Origin of the sequence: Streptomyces sp. NPDC047981 (assembly GCF_040653315.1) — a bacterium.
Classification (GTDB): domain Bacteria; phylum Actinomycetota; class Actinomycetes; order Streptomycetales; family Streptomycetaceae; genus Streptomyces.
In genome coordinates, this window is sequence record NZ_JBEZNQ010000008.1 from 31,111 (window position 1) to 50,155 (window position 19,045).

Consider the following 19,045-nt stretch of genomic DNA (forward strand, 5'->3'; position numbering starts at 1 on the left):
GGCCCACCGGTGCGGCGGCCGGGGCGGGCGGCGCTTACGTGTCGCTCACGTTTCGCTAACGCCGTTGCCCTTAGCGGGGATTGCTACGGTCGCTGGCCTCAACCAGCAACCCACTTGTCACGTGCCCGGTCCCGCTTCCACGGGCGGGGCCGGGAGGTCAGCCGCGTGTCACGTCAGATGCTCACCGTCCGCGCCGACGGCGCAGGCGACTGCCGCACCATCGCGGAGGCCGTCGCCCGCGCCCGTACCGGAGCCGTCGTCAGCATCCAGCCCGGTCGGTACGAGGAAGCCCTGGTCGTGTCGGCCGCCATCACGCTCGTCGCCGCGGAGGGGCGCGGGACGGTCGAGGTCGCTCCGCGCCGCGGCGTGGCGCTGACCTTCACCGGGGACGCGCTGATGGTGAGCGATCTCGTGCTCCGCGGCCACGACGACGACCTGCCCGTGGTGGACGCTCCGCGCGGGCAGGTCGCCATGGACCGGTGCGACGTGCGCGGCTCGGCCTGGACGGCCCTGTTCGCGCGTGGCAGTGGTTCGCTGGCACTGCGCCAGTGCCACGTCGGCAATCCGGCGGGGGCAGGTGTGGTGTCCACCTCCGCTGCGGAGAGCTTCCTGGAGGACTGCACGGTCGAGCACGTGGGCACCTCCGCGGTGGTGGCCGGTGAGCAGGGCCGCGTCACGCTGCGCGGCTGCCGGTTGCGTGACGCGCGCGGCAACGGCGTGCTGACGAACGGACAGGCCTCCGTGCGTCTGGAGGACTGCGACATCACCGGGACCGACAAACCGGGTGTGGCCGTCGAGGAGGACAGTGCGGTCACCTTCACGCGTGGCACCGTGCGCGAAGCGGTGGTCGGCGTGCTCGTGCACAGCACCAGGGCCGCCGTTCTGGAGGAGGTGACCGTGGTGGAGACCAGCGGTCACGGATTCGTCGTGGGCGCGGGCAGCGCGCCCACGCTGACCCGGTGCCGCACCGAACGGACCGCCGGGCACGGGCTGTTGGTGACGGATCGGGGCCGGGGTACGTTCAGCGACTGTGAGTTCACCGGGGCGAAGGACGCCGCGATCCGCGTCACCGGTTACGCGTCGCCTTCCCTCGCCGGGAGCCTGGTCCGGGACGCGCAGAGCGTCGGCGTGCTCGTGGAGGAGGATTCCACCGCGGAGTTCGACCGGCTGCGGGTCCTCGACACCACGGGCACCGGCATCGTGGTGCGCGCGGGAGCCAATCCGCTGCTGCGGCGCGCGACCGTGACCCGTACCGGTGGGCACGGGGTCGAGGTCGCCAAGGACGCGCGGGGGCGTCTGGAGGACTGTGTCGTCGAGGAGACCGGCGGGTCCGCGGTGCACGTGTCCGGCCACGGCACTCTGTACGTGGGCGGTGGGCGGCTGCGTTCCACCGGTGGCGCGGCCGCCCGGGTCGGGTCCCTGGGCACGCTCACGCTGCGGGACACCGTGGTGGAGGGGTCGGGCGGGGCGGGCATCCACGTCGAGGCGGACGGTGAGCTGTCCGCCACTCGTGCCAGGGTCACCGGTGCCGCCGAGCACGGCGTACTCCTCGCGCCGGGGGCCAAGGCCGCGCTGAGCGCCTGCGAGGTCACCGGCTCGGGTGGTGACGGTGTCCGCGTCGAGGGCACCGACCCCGTCTCGCTGGCCGGCTGTGTCCTCCAGAACAACCAGGGCAGTGGGCTGCGCCAGACGGTGCCCGGTGAGCGGCTGGCCGTCGACGCTCTGACGAGTACGGGCAACGGTGCCGCGGACGCGTGGGGAAGCGCCGCGGCCGCCGAGGACGCGGGCGGCGGACGACTGCCGGCGGGCGCGGTGCCGCAGCCCGCCGAGAACAGCGGCCCGGTCGACGAACTGCGGTCCTTGATCGGCCTCGAAGACGTGAAGCAGCAGGTGCTGACCCTGATCAACCTCAACCGGCTCGCCCAGCGGCGCGCCAGACTCGGCATGCCCGCCCCGCCCACCAGCCGCCATCTGGTCTTCGCGGGCCCTCCGGGCACCGGCAAGACGACCGTGGCCCGCCTGTACGGCTCGATCCTGGCCCAGCTCGGGGTGCTGCGTTCGGGCCATCTGGTGGAGGTCTCGCGTGCCGATCTGGTGGCTCAGATCGTCGGCGGAACTGCCATCAAGACCACGGAGACGTTCACCAAGGCGCTCGGCGGCGTGCTGTTCGTCGACGAGGCGTACACGCTCCTTTCGGACGGTGGCGGTTCGGGCGCCGACTTCGGCCGTGAGGCCATCGACACCCTGGTGAAGCTGATGGAGGATCACCGCGAGGACGTCGTGGTCATCGCGGCCGGCTATCCCGCCGAGATGGACGGCTTCCTCGCCTCCAACCCGGGACTCGCCTCCCGGTTCACCCGGACCGTCGAGTTCACCGACTACACGTCCGAGGAACTGGTCACCATCGTCGAGCGGATGTGCGCCGGTCACCACTACGAGCTGGACCCGGCCGCCCGCACCGCGCTGCGCGCACGCTTCGAGGCCATTCCCCGCGACGCGGTGTTCGGCAACGGCCGTACCGCACGCAAGGTCTTCGAGGAGATGGTCGACCGGCAGGCCTCCCGTCTGTCCACGCTCGCGGACGTGAGCGAGCAGGACCTGTCCCTCTTCGTCCCCGAGGATGTCGGCGCCCCGGCCGCGGCCTCCGGTGAGGACCCGGCCGGAGACCCGCTCCAGCGCCTGGAGTCGCTGGTGGGCCTGGCGAACGTCAAACGCGAGGTGGGCGATCTCGTCAACCTGCTCGCGGCCGCCCGCCGCAGGGCCGCGGCGGGCCTGCCCGCCCCGCGGCTGAGCAACCACCTCGTCTTCGCCGGCCCGCCCGGCACGGGGAAGACGACCGTGGCCCGTCTGTACGGGGAGCTGCTGGTCTCGCTCGGAGTGCTGCCGCGCGGTCAGCTGGTGGAGGTCTCACGCGCCGATCTGGTGGGCCGCTACATCGGTCACACGGCGCGGCTGACGAAGGAGGTCTTCGAGCGTGCTCTGGGTGGGGTGCTGTTCATCGACGAGGCCTACACCCTCACGCCTCCGGGTGGCGGTGCGTCGTCCGACTTCGGGCAGGAGGCGGTGGACACGCTGCTGAAGCTGATGGAGGACCACCGCGACGAGGTGGTGGTGATCGCCGCCGGCTACACCGACGAGATGGCCCGGTTCCTCGGGTCCAACCCAGGCCTGGAGTCCCGCTTCACCCGGCACGTCGAGTTCCCCGACTACTCCTCCGGCGAGCTGGTCACCATCGTCCGTCGGCATGCCGCCGACAACGGTTACGACTGTGCCGCAGGCACCGAGGAGGCGCTCGCGGCGTACTTCGACTCGCTGCCGCGCGGCCGCGCGTTCGGCAACGCCCGCCTGGCCCGCCAGACCCTGGAGCGGATGATGACCCGGCAGGCCGGCCGGCTGAGCACGATGGCCGCGCCGGGCCTCGACGACCTGCGGCGGCTGCTGCCGCAGGACCTGTCCGTCTGATCCGAGGCCCCGGATCGGCGCGCGCCGGTTCCGGGTCCTGGATCGCGGCCCGCGATCTGCGGGTCCTGTATCCGGGGTCCTGTATCCGGGGTCCTGGATCCGCGGGTCCTGGATCCGCGGGTCCTGGATCCGCGGGTCCTGGATCGTGGTCCGTCCTCTGCGACCGGCCGGTTGCGGCCGGTGTCCCCTCCCCTCTCATGGAACGAGGTACGCCGTCCATGCGCCGCCGTACACCCCTCATCCTCTGCACGCTGGCACTGGCCGCGGCCACCGTCCTGCCCGCACACGCCGCCGGGGCCGCGGACCCGCCGGTGGCGCTGCCGGGCATGCCCGAGCGGCTGGCTCCCGACCAGAAGTGCACGTCGTTCGCCGGCCGTCCGCTCGCGGACGCGCCGTGGACACGGCGCGCGCTGGGGCTCGACCAGGTGTGGCAGCTGTCGCAAGGGCAGGGCGTGACGGTCGCCGTGGTCTCGACCGGAGTCAGCGGGGTGACGTCCGTGCTCAAGGGGCGGGTACGGGCGCTGGGAGACGCCCACGGCGACTGCGTGGGCCGAGGGTCCTTCCTCGCGGGCATCGCCGCCGGGGCCACCGCGCCGGGGCAGGGCTTCTCGGGCGTCGCGCCCCGCACGGAGATCCTGGCCGTGCGGGGCACGGGCACCCGGGGTGAGGCGGATCCCGTCCGCATGGCCGACGGGATCCGGGAAGCGGCGCAGGGCGGCGCGGACGTCATCGCCGTCGGCGCGCCCCTCGACGGTGCCGATCCGCGGGTGCGGTCGGCGATGGCCGCCGCCACACGGGCGGACGCGCTCGTCGTCGTGCCGGCGGCTGCCGACAGCACGCCCACGGCCGACGGCGGGGCGGCTCCGCCCGCTCCCGCACCGCCGCAGCAGGCCCTGGCTGTCGTGGCCAGCGGTCCCGACGGCGGCCTCGCCGACCGTGCGCCCCGGTTCACCCGGGCCGACCTGACCGCCCCCGGCACCGCGCTGGTCGGCCCGGGGCCGCACGGCGACGGCAAGTGGACCGGCTCGGGTGCCTCGCTGGCGGCGGCGGTCACGGCGGGAACGGCGGCGCTGGTGCGTGCGTACCACCCCCAACTCGACGCGCAGCAGGTACGGGAGCGGTTGCTGCGGACGACGTACCCCGGTGACCTGCCCGCCCTGGACCCGTACGGGGCGGTCGCGGGCACCGCTCCGGAGCCCTCGCAGGCGCCGAAGGCGCAGGCGACGGGGGCCGGCGCGATACGCCTGCGGGAGGCCGACGACACCGGCTCCGCCCGGACCATGGCGCTGCTCGTCACGGGCGGATCGCTGGGGACGGTGGTCGTGGTGGCGTTCCTGGCGGCGGTCGTGCCGCGCGGCCGGCGGCGGGGCTGGCGCGCCGGGCGGATCGGGGACCACGGACCGGGCGGGGCTTGAGCCCGTCGGCGCGGAGTGAGGAAGGCGGGGTGCGAGTCCCACCCCCGCCGACCCTGAGCAGGACGGGCGGACCTGCCCCCCTGCCCGGAGCAGGACAGGCGGGCCTAAGACCCGCCGGCCCGGCGCAGAACAGGCGGGCCTAAAACCCGCCGGCCCGGCACAGGACGAGCAGACATGAACCCCACCGGCCCAGCAGAGGACGAGCGGACCTGAACCCCGCCGGCCCGGCACAGGACGAGCACCGCTTCGGCCCGGGCCGACTCGGCGTGGGCTCGGCCAGGCCGCTCGGCGCCGAGGCGGTACCGTCCCGGCCCTCGGCCGAAGCGGCACCGGCGGGCCCGGCCGACGCCCGCCTTCGGGCCGGCCGGACTCGGTCTCCCCGTCCGGGTCTAGACACTGTCCGGCGGATCACGGGCGGAGCCATAAGAGGACCGCCGCGACCGTTACGGTGCCATGGAAGGCTTAGGCCCTCTTGTCGTAGCGGGTGGCGACGGCTCGGGAGTTCTTGAGCCGGTTGATCGTCCGCTCAACCTCGTTCCGGCGTTTGTAGATCTCACCGTCGAAACCGGCGGGCCTGCCGCCCTTGCTGCCACGCCGTTTGCGGTTGGCTCGCTGGTCCTTCGGCTCTGGGATGGTGTGCTTGATCTGGCGTCTTCGCAGGTAACGGCGGTTGCGGCGCGAGCTGTATGCCTTGTCGCCGCCAACCTGGTCTGGCCGGGTGCGCGGCCGCCCGCCCTGCGGACGGGGAACGCGGATGCGTTCGAGGACCTCGATCATCTGCGGTGCGTCGCCCCACTGTCCGGGCGTGACAAGGAAGGCCATCGGTCGGCATCCACCCTAATCGGCATCCACCCTCACCGGCGAGGTGGATTTTGCAGGTCAGGCCGCCCCGGGACCGTCCGAGTCCCTCGTCAGTGCGGTGGTGCCGGGGCGTTGTCCTTTTTTCGGGACGCGCGGCTTCTTCTTTCGGGCTCCGGCCGCGTGCTGATGGGCCCGGCATGACGTCGAGTCGACGCTGACCATGCTCCAGTCAATCCGGCCTGCGAGATCGGCCTCCGCCTGAACGGCACGCAGGATCCGGTCCCACGTGCCGTCCGCCGACCAGCGCCGGTGCCGTTCATAAACGGTCTTCCAGCTGCCGAAACGCTCAGGCAAATCCCGCCACGGTATGCCCGTCCGGACCCGGAACAAGATCCCGTTGATCACCTGGCGGTGGTCGTTCCACCGCCCGCCACGCCGCCCCGACGCCGGCAGGTGCGTCTCCAGCCGGGCCCACTCGGCATTCGTCAGATCACCCCGCCCCATGCTGGACTAACGAGCCAGCAACGCGGCAGGATCGGGCGGCGCGTTGAGAGGGGCTCCCCCTCCGGCTCGTTTCGCCGACTGGGGTGATCGTCGACTTTGTGTGCCGTCGTTGCTGGCCGGGTTGCCGTGACTGACAGATCGCCGACAGCGTTACCGCCGTCCATGCGGAAGTGCTCACCTAACCTTTGCCCACGGGTATTCTCTGGCGATGTCCAATCAGTCAGTGGCGGCGGGAGTCAGTCTCGCTGGTGTGATGGCGCACTGCGGCGGAAGCCCGGTGGGGGCCGTGCAGCTTTTGGTGGGGGCAATAGCCTCGGAACCGGCGGCTCCGGAGCCCTATGCGGCCCTCGCCGAGTTGTGGCAGGACCGACGCTCGGAACTGAAGGAGAGTCTCGAAGGGGACGGCTCCTTGAGTGCTGTGCTGGCGCAGGCGTACTTCTTGTTCCTTGAAGGGGACATGAACAACGCGGTGATGGCCCTTGGTTCGGTCACGGGTGTGCGGCCCAACGCGGCATGGGGTACTGCACCCTGGTTCGGCGATGCCCGCTTTCTCGGCGCGGTGAGTGCTGCGGCGCTGGCAGAGGCGTGTCTGCGGACGTTGGACTACGGCCACGACCTGGACACCGACGAGATGCGGGAGCGGTTCGCGCCCTGGTTCCACGCCCTCGACGTGGTGTCCGAACGGGATCCCGTGCCGGAGTCGCTGGCCGCGATGGCCAGGCTGCCCCGGGCCTGCGGCCGGTACGAACTGTCCTTTGCACTGTGCGACCGCGCCGATGCCGTCGATCGGGTCATTTGGACGGCAGTCGCACGAGCGGCCACCTGGCGTGTGATGGGCAACCTGGATCACGCTGCTGCAGCCTTCGAATCCGCCCTGCTCCTAGACTCCGCCAACTGGTCCCTCTACCTGGACCTAGCGGACGTGCGTGCCGAGCAGGGTGACTTCGCCGCAGCCGCGAGCCTCGTTGAACAGGGCCTGAAATACGAACCTCACGAAGTCACCCTGCGCGCGGCGAGCGCCGCCTACCGCGCGCGCCTTTCCGGCTCGTCCGACGACCTGAGTGCCCTGATCGCCCTGGCGCCAGAGATCGCGAACACCACCTATCGGAATCTGCTGATCGACTACGCATGTGCAGGTCCGAAGCTGCCTCGGAGACTCGTTGCCGAGGCACACCGCATCCGTAAGAACTGACAAGGGCTGTCGTGCCAACCGGTGCCAGTCAGGATGGCCTTCCGGTTCCTAGTCACGTGATCCGCCGGACAGTGCCTAGTCCGGCTCCTCCGTCTCCGTCTGCGTGGGCAGGGCGAGTTGCACCAGCGCGGCCTTGCGCCGGGCGATCCGCAGGGCACGGCCGGGCGGCAGGATGCGCGGGCGGACGCCGTCGAAGACGAAGCCTTCGGAGGTCGGGCAGGACATGAGCAGACCGGCCGCGTTGACCTCCTGGAGCTTCCGGGTGAGCGGGTCCTGACGGGATGCGCCGGTCGCCGCCCGGGCCAGTACCAGGTGGAGGCCGATCTCGTAGCCGAGCGGCAGGTGCGGGATCAGCGGGTCGAAGGGCCCGTCGAACGGCGAGCCGACCATCTCGTAGTCGTCGACCAGGACGAACAGCCGCGGTCCCGTCCACCAGTCCGCGCGGCGCATCCGGGCCGGCGAGATCTCCTCGGACGGTGTGCGGGCGACCATGGCGCGGGTGACGCCTTCGACGAGCTCGCGCAGGGGGTTGACGGCGACGGCGTGTCCGAGGCGGTACTCCGCGGGCACGGCCTCCACCAGCTCGCGCCGGTAGTCGACGACCAGGATGCGCGCCTCTGCAGGGGTGTGGTGCGCGACGATCTGCTCGGCGAGCAGGCGCAGGGCGCTGGTCTTGCCGCTCTCGGTGTCGCCGACGATCAGCAGGTGCGGGCTCTGCGTGAAGTCGTGGACGACGGGCGCGAGCGACGCTTCGTCGACGCCGACGGGCAGGCGCAACGGAGTCTCGGCGGGGCTGAGTTCCCGGACGCCGAAGCGGGTGGGCAGCATGCGGACCGGAGGCGCGGCCGGCGCGTCCCAGTGCTCGGCGATCCGTTCGACGAGCGCGGTCAGCGCTTCGCTGAGGTCCTCGACGTCCTCGCACCCGTCGATCCGCGGCAGGGCCGTGAGGAAGTGCAGCTTGTCGGGGCTCAGGCCGCGCCCGGGCCGCACGGGCACGGTGGCGGCCTTCCGGGTGTCGACCGCCGAGTCCATGGGGTCGCCCATGCGCAGTTCGAGACGGTTGCCGACCTGGTCGCGCAGGGCGTTGGACAGCTCCAGCCAGCGGGCGGTGCTGACCATCAGGTGGACGCCGTAGTTGAGGCCACGGGTGGCCAGGCCGTTGAAGACGGCGATGTCGTCGAACATGTCGCTGCGGACCGTCGACCAGCCGTCCACGACCAGGAACACGTCCCCGAAGGGCTCGTCGGGGTACTGTCCGGCCGCGCGCCGCTTGCGGTACGTGGCCATGGAGTCGATGCCCTCCTCCTGGAAGAAGACCTCGCGACGGTCGAGCAGAGTGGTGACCTCGGCCAGGGTGCGGGAGATCTTCTCGGCGTCCAGGCGGCCGGCGACTCCGCCGACGTGCGGCAGGCCGGCCAGGCCGAGGAGGGCGCCGCCGCCGAAGTCCAGACAGTAGAACTGGACCTCGCGCGGAGTGTGGGTGAGGGCGAGCGCGGTGATGAGGGTGCGCAGTACGGTCGACTTGCCGCTCTGCGGGCCGCCGGCGACGGCGAAGTGCCCGCCCGCGCCGGAGAAGTCGACCGTGAGCAGCTCGCGTACCTGCTCGAAGGGTTTGTCGACGATACCCACCGGCACCCGCAGGCGGCCCCGGTCGGGCGAGCCGGCCGTGGTCAGACCGAGGCGGGGGTCGGCCTCCAGCGGTGGCAGGAGGGCGTCCAGCGTGGGTGCCGACTCCAGCGGCGGCAGCCACACCTGGTGCGCCGGCGGTCCGCTGTCCTGGAGGCTGTCGAGGGCGAGGGCGAGGAGGGTCTCGTCGCCGTCGGGCTCGGGCGCGACCGGGTCGGGCGCGGCGGGCAGGGTGCGGGGAACGACCCAGGTGGTGGCCCAGGGCACCACCTGGCGGGCGATCCGGGCCTGCTGGGCGCTTCGGCGCTTGACCTTGTAGGTGCCGGACACGTACGCGGCACGGAACCGGGTCAGCGCCTCGACCCCGCTCTTGAGGTAGCCGCTGCCGGGCGTGGGAGGCAGGTGGTAGGCGTCGGGCACGCCGAGGACGCCGCGTGACTCCATAGCGGAGAAGGTGCGCAGCCCGATGCGGTACGACAGGTGGGACTCCAGCTGGTGCATGCGGCCCTCCTCCAGCCGCTGGGAGGCGAGCAGCAGATGGACGCCGAGGGAGCGGCCGAGGCGGCCGATCATCACGAACAGGTCCATGAAGTCCCGGTGCGCGGCCAGGAGTTCGGAGAACTCGTCGACGACGACGAACAGCGACGGCAGCGGGTCCAGCGGGGTCCCGGCCGCGCGGGCCTTCTCGTACTCGAGGACCGAGGAGTAGTTTCCGGCGCGGCGCAGCAGCTCCTGACGTCTGATCAGCTCGCCGTGCAGGGCGTCCTGCATGCGCGCGACGAGCGGGATCTCGTCGGCGAGGTTGGTGATGACGGCGGAGGTGTGCGGCAGCCCGTCCATGCCGAGGAAGGTGGCGCCGCCCTTGAAGTCGACGAGGACGAAGTTGAGGGTCTCGGAGGAGTGGGTGAGGGCGAGACCGAGGACGAGGGTGCGCAGGAGTTCGGACTTGCCCGAGCCGGTGGCTCCGATGAGCATGCCGTGCGGGCCCATGCCGCCCTGCGCGGACTCCTTGATGTCCAGTTCGACGGGCAGACCGTCCTCGCCGACGGCGATGGGCACCCGAAGTCGCTCCCGGCTCTCCAGCGGACGGCCGAAGAGCTTGGCCGGGACGTGCCGGCGCAGGTCGGATATGCCCAGCAGAGACGTCAGTTCGGTGTCGGCGGCGAAGGGCTCCGCGGCGACCGCGCCGCCGCCCAGACGGTACGGGGAGAGGCGTGTCGCCAGCGCGCGTGCGGCGAGCGGGCCCAGCGCGTCCGGGCGACCGAGGAGTTGGGACTGCTCCTGACGGTCGCGGTCGGTGCGTACCAGGTGGAGTCCTTCTTCGCCGAGCCGCAGGCGCAGCGTGCCGCGCGCGGGCTTCCAGGCGAAGTTCCCGGAGAGGTCGAGCACGACGGTGTTGCGGTAGCCGGGCCCGGAGAGCCGGTGTCCGCCGGGGACGGCGCCGCCGTCCACCACGATCACCGTGAACGGCTCGTCACGGCTCGGTGCGGTGTCCGGGTCGAACGGCGGCCGTTCGGTGAAGTCGGCGCCGAGCAGCTCCTCCAGCTCGGCGAGGCCGGCCGCGACGGTGCGGGCCGCTCCCGCGCCGTCACGCTGGTAGCTGTGCTGGGCGTGCGGCAGCCACTTGGCCCACTCCCAGTCGGCGCGCCGCTCGTCGGACAGGCAGAGCGCCACGGTCAGCTCCTCGGGGGCGTGGAACGTGGCGAGCTGCGCCACGAGCGCGCGCACCATCGCGCGGCCGCGCTCCTCATCACCCTGGACGAGCACCTTCGACCAGGCGCGCAGGTACAGCGCGATCGGCTGCTCGGGCAGCGTGCCGTACGCCCGGATGAAGCTGCGCAGAGCGTGCGCGGACAGCGGTTCGAGGTCCTCGACGGGCTTGGTGGACAGCGGGGCGAGGCGGGTGCCGAGCTTCTGGTCGCCCACCGCGACGCGCACCTCCGCGAAGTCCTCGTCGGAGCATCGGCGTTCCCACTGCCGGCTGGTGCCCACCAGCGCCCACAGGGCGGAGGGTCCGGGGTGGCGCCAGGCGAGCGCCTTCTGCTGCTCGGCCACGGTGCGCCGGATCCTGCGCCGGGTCTGCGCCAGGTAGCGCAGGTAGTCGCGGCGCTCTCCCTTGAGCTTGCGTTTGCGCTCCCCCGCGCTGCGCATGAACTGTCCGACGATCATCACCACGGACGACAGCAGCATCATGCCGATGGCGAAGTAGCTGAAGGCGGTGACCTGTCCGGGTCTGATGAACATCATCAGCATCGCGAGGGAGGTGAGGCCCATCGGCAGGTACATCCACACGGCCGAGGAGTTCGGTTCGGCCTCGGGCAGGGTGGGCGGCTCCTGGAGACTCAGCTCGCCGTCCGGCATGTCGGGGCCGCGCCGGCGGGCGGGGCGGCGGAACAGGACAGTGCTCAACCGGAATCTCCTCGGTCGCTCGCGCGTGAGATCCGCGCGCGGGGCGCGCGCGGAACGGCGCGCGCGGGAAACAGGGGGCGGGTTGGCCGCTGCGCCGGAGGACGCAGGGGTGACCGCTGCGCCGGAGGGCGCACAGGTCATACGTACCAGAGCCCGCTAAAGCGCCGACGGCAGTCCGACGTTAGCCACGCCTGCTCTACTTCGGCCTCCCGACCCCGGCAAAGAGGTGCTGGCCCCTGCCATGACTGACACATCGACCTCCGGCCTGTGCCGGCTCACGGTCCACACCCCCCGACGGCTCGTCGAGCTCGCCGTGCCCGCGGACGTACCGGTCGCCGACCTGCTCCCCATCCTCCTCGACCACGCCGGCGAAGGCCTCGCGGAGGAGGGCATCGAGCACGACGGCTGGGTCCTGCAACGACTGGGCGGCCATCCGCTGGACGACGAGTCCACGCTGGAGGCGCTCGCGCTGCGGGACGGCGAGACGCTGCATCTGCGGCCCCGCTCGCAGACGCTGCCGCCGCTGCACTTCGACGACCTGGTCGACGCGGTCGCCTCCACGATGCGCGAACGCCCGCACGGCTGGGCCGAGCGCACGAGCCGCCGGTCGCTGCGCACCGTCGCCGTCGTCCTGCTGGCCGCCGGTCTGGTGGTGCTGGCCCTGCCCGGTGGCGCGGCGCCGCTCCGGGCGGCGGTGGCCGCGGCCACCGCGCTGCTCGTGCTGTTCGCGGCCGCCTCGGCCAGCCGTGCTGTCGGCGACGCCGCCGCCGGTGCGGCGCTCGGCGCCCTCGCACCGCCCTATCTGGCCCTGGCGGGTGCTCTGCTGCCGGTGGGAGAGGCGAGCCCGCAGGTGATCGGGGCGCGCCTGCTCGCCGGTTCGGCGGCCGCCGCCGGGGGCGCGGTCCTCGCGGTGGTCGCGGTCGCCGCCTTCGTACCGCTGCTGGTCGGCTGCGCCGTCGTCGCGCTCATGGGCGTGGTCTGGGGCTGTCTGATGCTGCTCCTGGACGTGCCGGCCGCGCACGCGGCGAGCATCGTCGCGGTGGTGGCGGTGGCGTTCGGCGGTCTTGTCCCCGGCATGGCGTTCCGGCTGTCCGGCCTCAAGCTCCCTGCCCTGCCGACCAACGCCGAGCAGTTGCAGGAGGGCATCGAGCCCCACCCGAACCAGCAGGTCGTGGACCGCACGGCGCTCGCCGAGGAGTGGATGACGGCCCTGTACGCGGCGACCGGCCTGGTGTGCGCGGCCGTCGTGACCGGGCTGGTCGTCGACCGTCCGACGACGGCCTCGCTGATCACCGCGGCCGTGCTCAGCGTCCTGTTGCTGCTGCACGCACGGGGCGTCGGCCACGCGTGGCAGCGCCCTGCGCTGCTCCTGCCGGGCCTCTTCGGGCTGGTGCTGCTGTCCGTGCGGCTGGGTATCGGGCTCTCCGTGGAGCAGCGTCCTGGGCTCGTCGCCGTGCTGCTCGCGCTCGGCGCGTCGGCGGCGATCGCCTCGTGGACGGTGCCGGGCCGGCGGGTGCTGCCGCACTGGGGCCGGGCGGCCGACATCCTGCACACGCTGTGCGCCGTCGCGCTGATCCCGCTGTCCCTGTGGGTGCTCGGCCTGTACGCGACGCTTCGCGGCGTCGGCGGATAGGGGCGGGGCATGCAGTCGAAGCGAGACCAGGTCCAGGCCCACATGTTCCTGATGGGGCGGTTGACCAGTGGCATGCTGCGTGGCGATCCGGACGCGCCCGAGTCGCCCGTGGGGCGCACGAACCGCGGTCTTGTGTGGGGGATCGCCCTGGGTGTCGTGCTGGTCGTCGGGTTCCTGCTGTTCGGGATGATCTCCCCGTCCGGTACGAAGACTTGGCGCCAGGAGTCGGCTCTGATCGTCCAGAAGGACACCGGAACCCGCTATCTGTACCTGGACGGGACCCTGCGCCCCATCCGGAACTACGCCTCGGCGAGGCTGATCGCCGCCGACCGGCTCAAGCCGGTCCAGGTGTCCGCCGCCTCGCTCGCGGGCGAACGCCACGGCCCCCCGGTCGGCATTCCCGGCGCGCCCGACGCTCTGCCGTCCGCCTCCGGCCTGGAGCAGGGTGCCTGGCAGGTGTGCGCGAGCGAGCCGGTGCGCACCGGTGCCGACGGCTCCGGGCGTCGCCCTGTGACGTCCCTGCGCCTGGGTCTGGAGTCGCAGGGCCGGGCGCCCGCGGTCGACCGGGGCGTGCTGGTCCAGGCGCCGGACGGACGGCGGTACCTGTTGTGGGGCGACCGCCGGCTGCGTCTGGGTGAGCACGGCGCGGCGCAGTCGCTCGGGTACGCGGACGCGACGCCGCTGCCCGTGTCCGCCGCGTTCCTGGACAGCGTCCCTGCGGGTCCCGATCTGACGCCCCCCGAGGTGTCCGGGCGCGGCGCCCCCGGCCCCGCGATCGGCCCCGGCCCGAGCCGTACCGGTCAGGTCTACGCCCTGGCGTCGCCGGGTGCGGCAACCCAGCACTACGTGCTCGAAAGCGCGGGTCTGCGCCCGCTGAGCGAACTCGCCGCGGCTCTGGTCCTGGGGGACGACCGTACGGCGAAGCTGGCCTACCCCGGCGCCACGCCGACCGTACTTCCCTTGGCGGCTTCGGAGTTGACGCGCCACCAGTCGGCCCGGGCCGACAGGGATCCGGCGAACTGGCCGCCCCGCGTGCCGACCGTACGCGCTCCGGGACCGGGCACGTCGGTGTGCGCGCGGATCCAGCCCGAGGGCACGCAGCCCAGGGTGGGTATCGCCCTCGTGCCGACCGGACCGGCCCTGCCGGCGCCGCCGGAGGGCCCGGACTTCGCACCGGCGTGCCTGGCGGTGGACGGGCTGTCGGTGCGGCCGGGTGGCGGCGCGCTCGTCCAGGTGCTCGGGGCCGGCGGGTCGTCGATCGGCACCACCACGTATCTGGTGACGGACGTGGGTGTGAAGTACCGCCTGCCGGACGCCACTTCGATGCAGCGCCTGGGGCTGAAGGGCGGTCGCGCCCAGGCCGTGCCGTCGCGGCTGCTCGACATGCTGCCGACGGGTCCGCCGCTGGACGCGCGGGTGGCGGGGGGTGAGGTGGCGGCGCGGCCCGACCCGTCGACGTGTCGCTGAGGGCTCGCCCCCGGGACCACCGCGCGAGGTGTGGCCTTCGTCACGGCACCGTCGCGCGGGGGTGGTACCCGGCGGGGCCGACAGCACTTCGTTAGCCGGGCGTTAGGCCGACCGTCGAGACTCGATGACCTCACGTCGAGGGCGCGCGCCGGTGAGCGCCGCGCGCGTCCCCTCTCCCTTTCGTCTCCGCAGGAAGGACCTCGGTCATGGCCACCCCGCCCGGGAACGTCCAGAGTTCGTCCCAGTCCGAGAACCAGAAGGGCAACACCGCCCTCACCCAGGCCAGGTCGCAGATCCTGCAGTCGCAGGACCACGTGAAGACCACGATGGGTTCGCTGACACGGACCTACGGCGGTGCGGACGGCCAGGCCTACCGGCAGTTGCTCTCCGACTGGAGCGGCCAGGTGGACGTCATCGTCCGCAACATCGACCAGATGATCCAGAAGCTCCAGGAGACGAGCGCGCACCAGACCACCGTGCAGACGAACACCGGCGACCAGATCAGGAACGCGGGGCTCAACAACAACGCGTTCAACCAGCTGATGGGCTGATCGGCGCCCTCGCCGTCCCCGTTTCCTCGCCCACTCCACCGAAGGAGGACCGATGTCCACTCCCCCCGGCTACGACCACAGCAACAAGACCGACGGCCAGATCTACGTCGAGTACAAGTCCGTCGACCAGGCCGCCGACGACATGCGCCTGCAGACGGAGCGCATCAAGAAGTTGGTGACCGCGCTCAACGAGGAGCTGATGGGCCTGTTCGGCGCCTGGCAGGGCGCGGACGCGGCGGCGTACACGTCGATCCAGACCCAGTGGAACGGCGCGGCGAATGCGTTGGGCACGATCCTGCAGAGCCACAGCGCGACCCTGAACGACATCACGGACCAGTACCGCCGGCACGAGGCGCAGACGAAGGACAACTGGGAGGGCGTGCGGATCGGCCGGTGAGCGGTGCCAGCACTCCCCCGCCCGACCGCTTCCGGATGATTGCGAGAGACCGTGGCCGACGACCCCGGATCGAAGCCCCCCACTGGTGACACCAAGCTCACGCGCCTCGACGTGCAGACGCTGCGCCGTTTCATCGACCACGACGTCGCCTCCTTCCTCCTGTGGTTGGGGGCTCTGCAGGAGGCGGGCGGGCGGTACGTCAAGAACGGGGAGGGCTACGACCTGGACTTCTCGGGTGTGCCTTCCATGAGCGGTCTGTCCGCCCAGCTCGAGAGTCCCACGCTGTACAACAGCAAGGTGACGCTGCTCCTCGGGAAGCTCACCGCTCCGGGCAAGGACGACGGTCCGATGTCGGCCCACGACTTCCTCGCCTTCGTGAAGGGCGCGGCGTCCGAACTCGCCGTCGTCGTGGACGACCAGAAGGACTTCTTCGAGGACGTGAAGAGGAACCTCGAGAGCGTGCTCACCACCATGACCGGCGCCCAGCACAAGAACCTGGACGAGATCGACAGTCAGAAGTTCCTCGATCTCTTCCGGGACGTGGAAGCGGATCTCACCCAGTCCCGCAAGACCTGACGCCCGCCTCCGGGGCGCGCACCCGCCCGGCCCCACCCCACCGACGAAGGAGTCGCTCGCTCCATGGCCGAAGCCCCCAAGAACGGAAACGTCTCCACCCAGCCGGACTGGGAAGCCATCATCAAGCAGTTCACGGGCTTCGACGGAGGAACCCGGGCCCAGGTGGCTGCCATCGGAGGGGCCGACACCAAGCAGGGGGACGGCAGCGAGTGGATGCGCATCAAGATCGAGGACGGGCAGAACTACCGGGCCACCACACCGACGATCGAGGACGGTGACGTCGACGGGCGGGTGATCAAGCTCTACGCGGGTGGAGAGAAGATCGGCGCGAGCGTCGCCGTGTACACGGTGACGCTGACCGTGCCCTGGTCCGGGCCGGACGGTTCGCACTGGCACAACCACGGAGTCGCGGGCGCCTTCGACTGGGGATACCGGGAGGCCCTGGACCATCTGCTCACGAAGTACACGACCGACGGATTCGGCGGAGGATACGACCCTCCGAGGGTGGTGGCGTTCGCGGACGCGCCCGATCTCCGCACGCTCCCGCCCATAGCCATGGCCTTCGACCGCGTCAGCCAGTTCTTCCGGGACCACAGCCCCAAGCTGGAGCGGTGGGTGAAGGACCTCGGTGGGGAGGACGCCGCCTACCGCGGGTCGGGGGCGGACGTCTTCCGCGACCTCATCGGCGGGACGAGCACCGGTTACAAGGACTTCCTGAGCCTTTTCGCGCTTCCCGCACCCCGGTCGGGAAGGTCTTCGCAGATCGACCCGGGCTTTCGCGCCGACTCCGTGGTCGCGGACCGCGTCATGGAGGCCGAGGAGACCTTCCTGTCCACCGCGAAGCGGTTGAAGGAGATCCACGAGGGGTGGATCGCCACCAATCTGTGGCTGGGGACAGCGCTCCTGGACAAGCACATCGACGCCGCGGCGACCTGGCTGAACGAGAACAACATCGCGAAGATGCGGCAGTCGAAGTATGAGGTGTCCCAGGTCGGGGAGGGCTTCAGTACCAAGCATCCGCTGTACGGAGACCTCGCCCAGGAAGCCGGCTGGAAGGGCGTGTCCAGGCAGGCCTGCGCCGAGTGGATCGCCACGATCAGGACCCATCTCGACGAACCCGCCAGAGTCGTGGTCATCGACTTCAACAGCAAGATGCGCGGCTTCGAGCGACGCACCCCGTTCGCTTTCAAGGCGGGCATCACGAGCCTCAAGGAAGCCAACGCCGCCGACGAGGCGAAGGCGGACGCCGACAAGGCGAAGGCCGACGCGGAGAAGGAGAAGGCGGACGCCGAGAAGGAGTTGGAGAAGTACAAGCAGGGCGGCGGCGGAGGCGGAGGCGACGTTCCCCCGCTGGGCCCGAACCCCACCGGGGGCGGCATCGGCGACGGCAAGGGCGGACCGGGCCTCGGAGACGGCAAGGGCGGTCCCGGCCTCGGCGACGGGAAGGGAGGACCTCCTCCCGTCACGATCCCGCCGCTCGGCCCCAACCCCACCGGCGGCAACGGCTCCGGCGGGCTCACCGGCTCGGGCCCGGGCAGCGTCGTCCGCAACCCCGACGGCTCGACCACCGTCACGAGCCCCGACGGCCGACAGACCACGTACCCGCCCGGCGTGATCCCCCCGCCGCTCCCGCCGAACGGCATCGGCGGCGGCCTCACCCCCGGTGGCACCCCCACCGTCGTCAAGACCACGAAGGGACCCGACGGGTCCACCACCTCGTACAACAGCGACGGGTCCCGCACGACCACCCACAAGGACGGGACCACCACCACGGTCCGTCCCGACGGGACCACGGAGACGAGCAACCCCGACGGTTCCAGGACCGTCCTCAACAAGGACGGCAGCCAGACGACCACCTACCAGGACGGCACGAAGACCACGGTCAAGCCCGACGGCACGACCACCAGCCGCTACACCGACGGCACCGTCACCGTGCACGCGCCCGACGGCAAGCTCACCACCACCGACGCCGAGGGCCGCAGCACCACCAGTCACCCGCAGCCCGGCCAGACCGTCCGCAACCCCGACGGCTCCAGCACGGTCTACGGCGCGGACGGCGCCAGCACGACGACGTACCCCAACGGTACGAAGACCACCGTCACCGCCAACGGCACCGTGACCACCCTCGACCCGGACGGCACCAAGACCGTCTCGCACCTCGGCAAGGGCACGTCCACGATCCAGTACGCGGACGGATCCGTGGCCCAGGTGGAGCGCGACGGCACCGTTTCGACCACGTACAAGGACGGCAGCACCACCAAGCTGGGCCCGGACGGCACCTACACCAAGGTGGACGCGAGCGGGCACAGGACGACCGAGCACCTGAACGTGACGGGCGGCGGGGGCGGACCGCAGACCACGCACCACGCCGACGGGTCGACGACGACGAAGTATCCGGACGGCACGGTCGACAAGCGGCTCAAGGACGGCGGCCACCAGATCACGTACCCGGACGGGCGCACGGTGACCACCGACGCGTACGGGCGTACCACCGGCGGCAGCGGCGCGCTGCCGCCCAACAAGTCGGGCTCCCTCACCCCCGACCACAGCTACTACGACTTCCCGGACCGCAAGCGGGGCGGCGACTCGTTCCTCACCGGCAACAACGCGGGCGCGGGCGGTGCGGGTGCCGGTGGCCGGATGCCGCCCCTTCCGCTGAACCAGGTGGGCGGGCCCGGCTTCGGCGCCGGCGCCACGGGGAACCCCGGCGTCGCCCCGGGCAACGAGCGTCGTTCCCTCGCCATGACCGAGGTGTCGGCGGCTCGCACGAGGGCCCTCACACCCGTCGAGGCCTCGGTGACGACGCGGCAGCCCAACACCATGTCGAGCGGAATGCCGATGATGCCGTTCATGGGGGGCGGCATGGGCGGCGCGGGCGGCGGCGCAGGCGGCAGCACCCAGAGCGACGAGCGCGAACGTTCGACCTGGGTGAGCGAGGACGAGGAGACCTGGGGCACGGACGGTGCGGGCGTGTCCGGCGCCATCGGCCGCTGAGTCGTCTCCCCGGCACCA

General features: G+C 71.8%; 10 protein-coding genes and 1 pseudogene. 9 read left to right on the plus strand and 2 right to left on the minus strand.

The features are described 5' to 3' along the window. Positions 1–177: 177 nt before the first annotated feature. The gene (locus tag AB0E14_RS07185) at positions 178–3,462 is read left to right on the plus strand and encodes a right-handed parallel beta-helix repeat-containing protein (protein WP_362413579.1); all 3,285 of its coding nucleotides are present in this window, start codon (positions 178–180) and stop codon (positions 3,460–3,462) included. A gap of 197 nt (positions 3,463–3,659) precedes the next feature. Then, positions 3,660–4,877 (plus strand): S8 family serine peptidase, encoded by a 1,218-nt coding sequence (locus tag AB0E14_RS07190; RefSeq protein ID WP_362413357.1) that lies wholly within the window; start codon positions 3,660–3,662, stop codon positions 4,875–4,877. A gap of 462 nt (positions 4,878–5,339) precedes the next feature. Here AB0E14_RS07190 and AB0E14_RS07195 read toward each other — a convergent pair. Continuing rightward, positions 5,340–6,182: pseudogene (locus AB0E14_RS07195) on the minus strand (IS5 family transposase). Positions 6,183–6,390: 208 nt separating this feature from the next. Between AB0E14_RS07195 and AB0E14_RS07200 the strand changes: the two are divergent. Further along, complete coding sequence (locus AB0E14_RS07200) at positions 6,391–7,374, plus strand: hypothetical protein (protein ID WP_362413359.1); 984 nt, start codon at positions 6,391–6,393, stop codon at positions 7,372–7,374. Positions 7,375–7,449: 75 nt separating this feature from the next. On the opposite strand, the gene eccCa is transcribed toward AB0E14_RS07200, so the two are convergent. Further along, a complete protein-coding gene (gene eccCa / locus AB0E14_RS07205) occupies positions 7,450–11,409 on the minus strand; it encodes a type VII secretion protein EccCa (RefSeq protein WP_362413361.1) in 3,960 nt (1,319 codons plus the stop codon). 241 nt (positions 11,410–11,650) lie between these two features. On the opposite strand from eccCa, the gene eccD reads away from it, so the two are divergent. The 6 genes from eccD to AB0E14_RS07235 all read left to right on the plus strand — a co-directional run bounded on the left by eccD (position 11,651) and on the right by AB0E14_RS07235 (position 19,027). Then, positions 11,651–13,042, plus strand: a complete 1,392-nt coding sequence (gene eccD / locus AB0E14_RS07210; protein WP_362413363.1) for a type VII secretion integral membrane protein EccD — start codon at positions 11,651–11,653, stop codon at positions 13,040–13,042. Positions 13,043–13,051: 9 nt separating this feature from the next. Next, positions 13,052–14,509, plus strand: coding sequence for a type VII secretion protein EccB (gene eccB / locus AB0E14_RS07215; RefSeq protein ID WP_362413365.1), 1,458 nt, complete (start codon positions 13,052–13,054; stop codon positions 14,507–14,509). Positions 14,510–14,715: 206 nt separating this feature from the next. After that, positions 14,716–15,060, plus strand: coding sequence for a hypothetical protein (locus AB0E14_RS07220; RefSeq protein WP_362413367.1), 345 nt, complete (start codon positions 14,716–14,718; stop codon positions 15,058–15,060). Between the two features lie 52 nt (positions 15,061–15,112). Continuing rightward, complete coding sequence (locus AB0E14_RS07225) at positions 15,113–15,457, plus strand: WXG100 family type VII secretion target (RefSeq protein WP_362413369.1); 345 nt, start codon at positions 15,113–15,115, stop codon at positions 15,455–15,457. Between the two features lie 51 nt (positions 15,458–15,508). Next, on the plus strand, positions 15,509–16,033 hold the full coding sequence (locus AB0E14_RS07230; protein WP_362413371.1) for a type VII secretion system-associated protein: 525 nt from the start codon (positions 15,509–15,511) through the stop codon (positions 16,031–16,033). A gap of 63 nt (positions 16,034–16,096) precedes the next feature. Beyond that, positions 16,097–19,027, plus strand: coding sequence for an AAWKG family protein (locus AB0E14_RS07235; protein WP_362413373.1), 2,931 nt, complete (start codon positions 16,097–16,099; stop codon positions 19,025–19,027). The last annotated feature ends 18 nt before the right edge of the window (positions 19,028–19,045 follow it).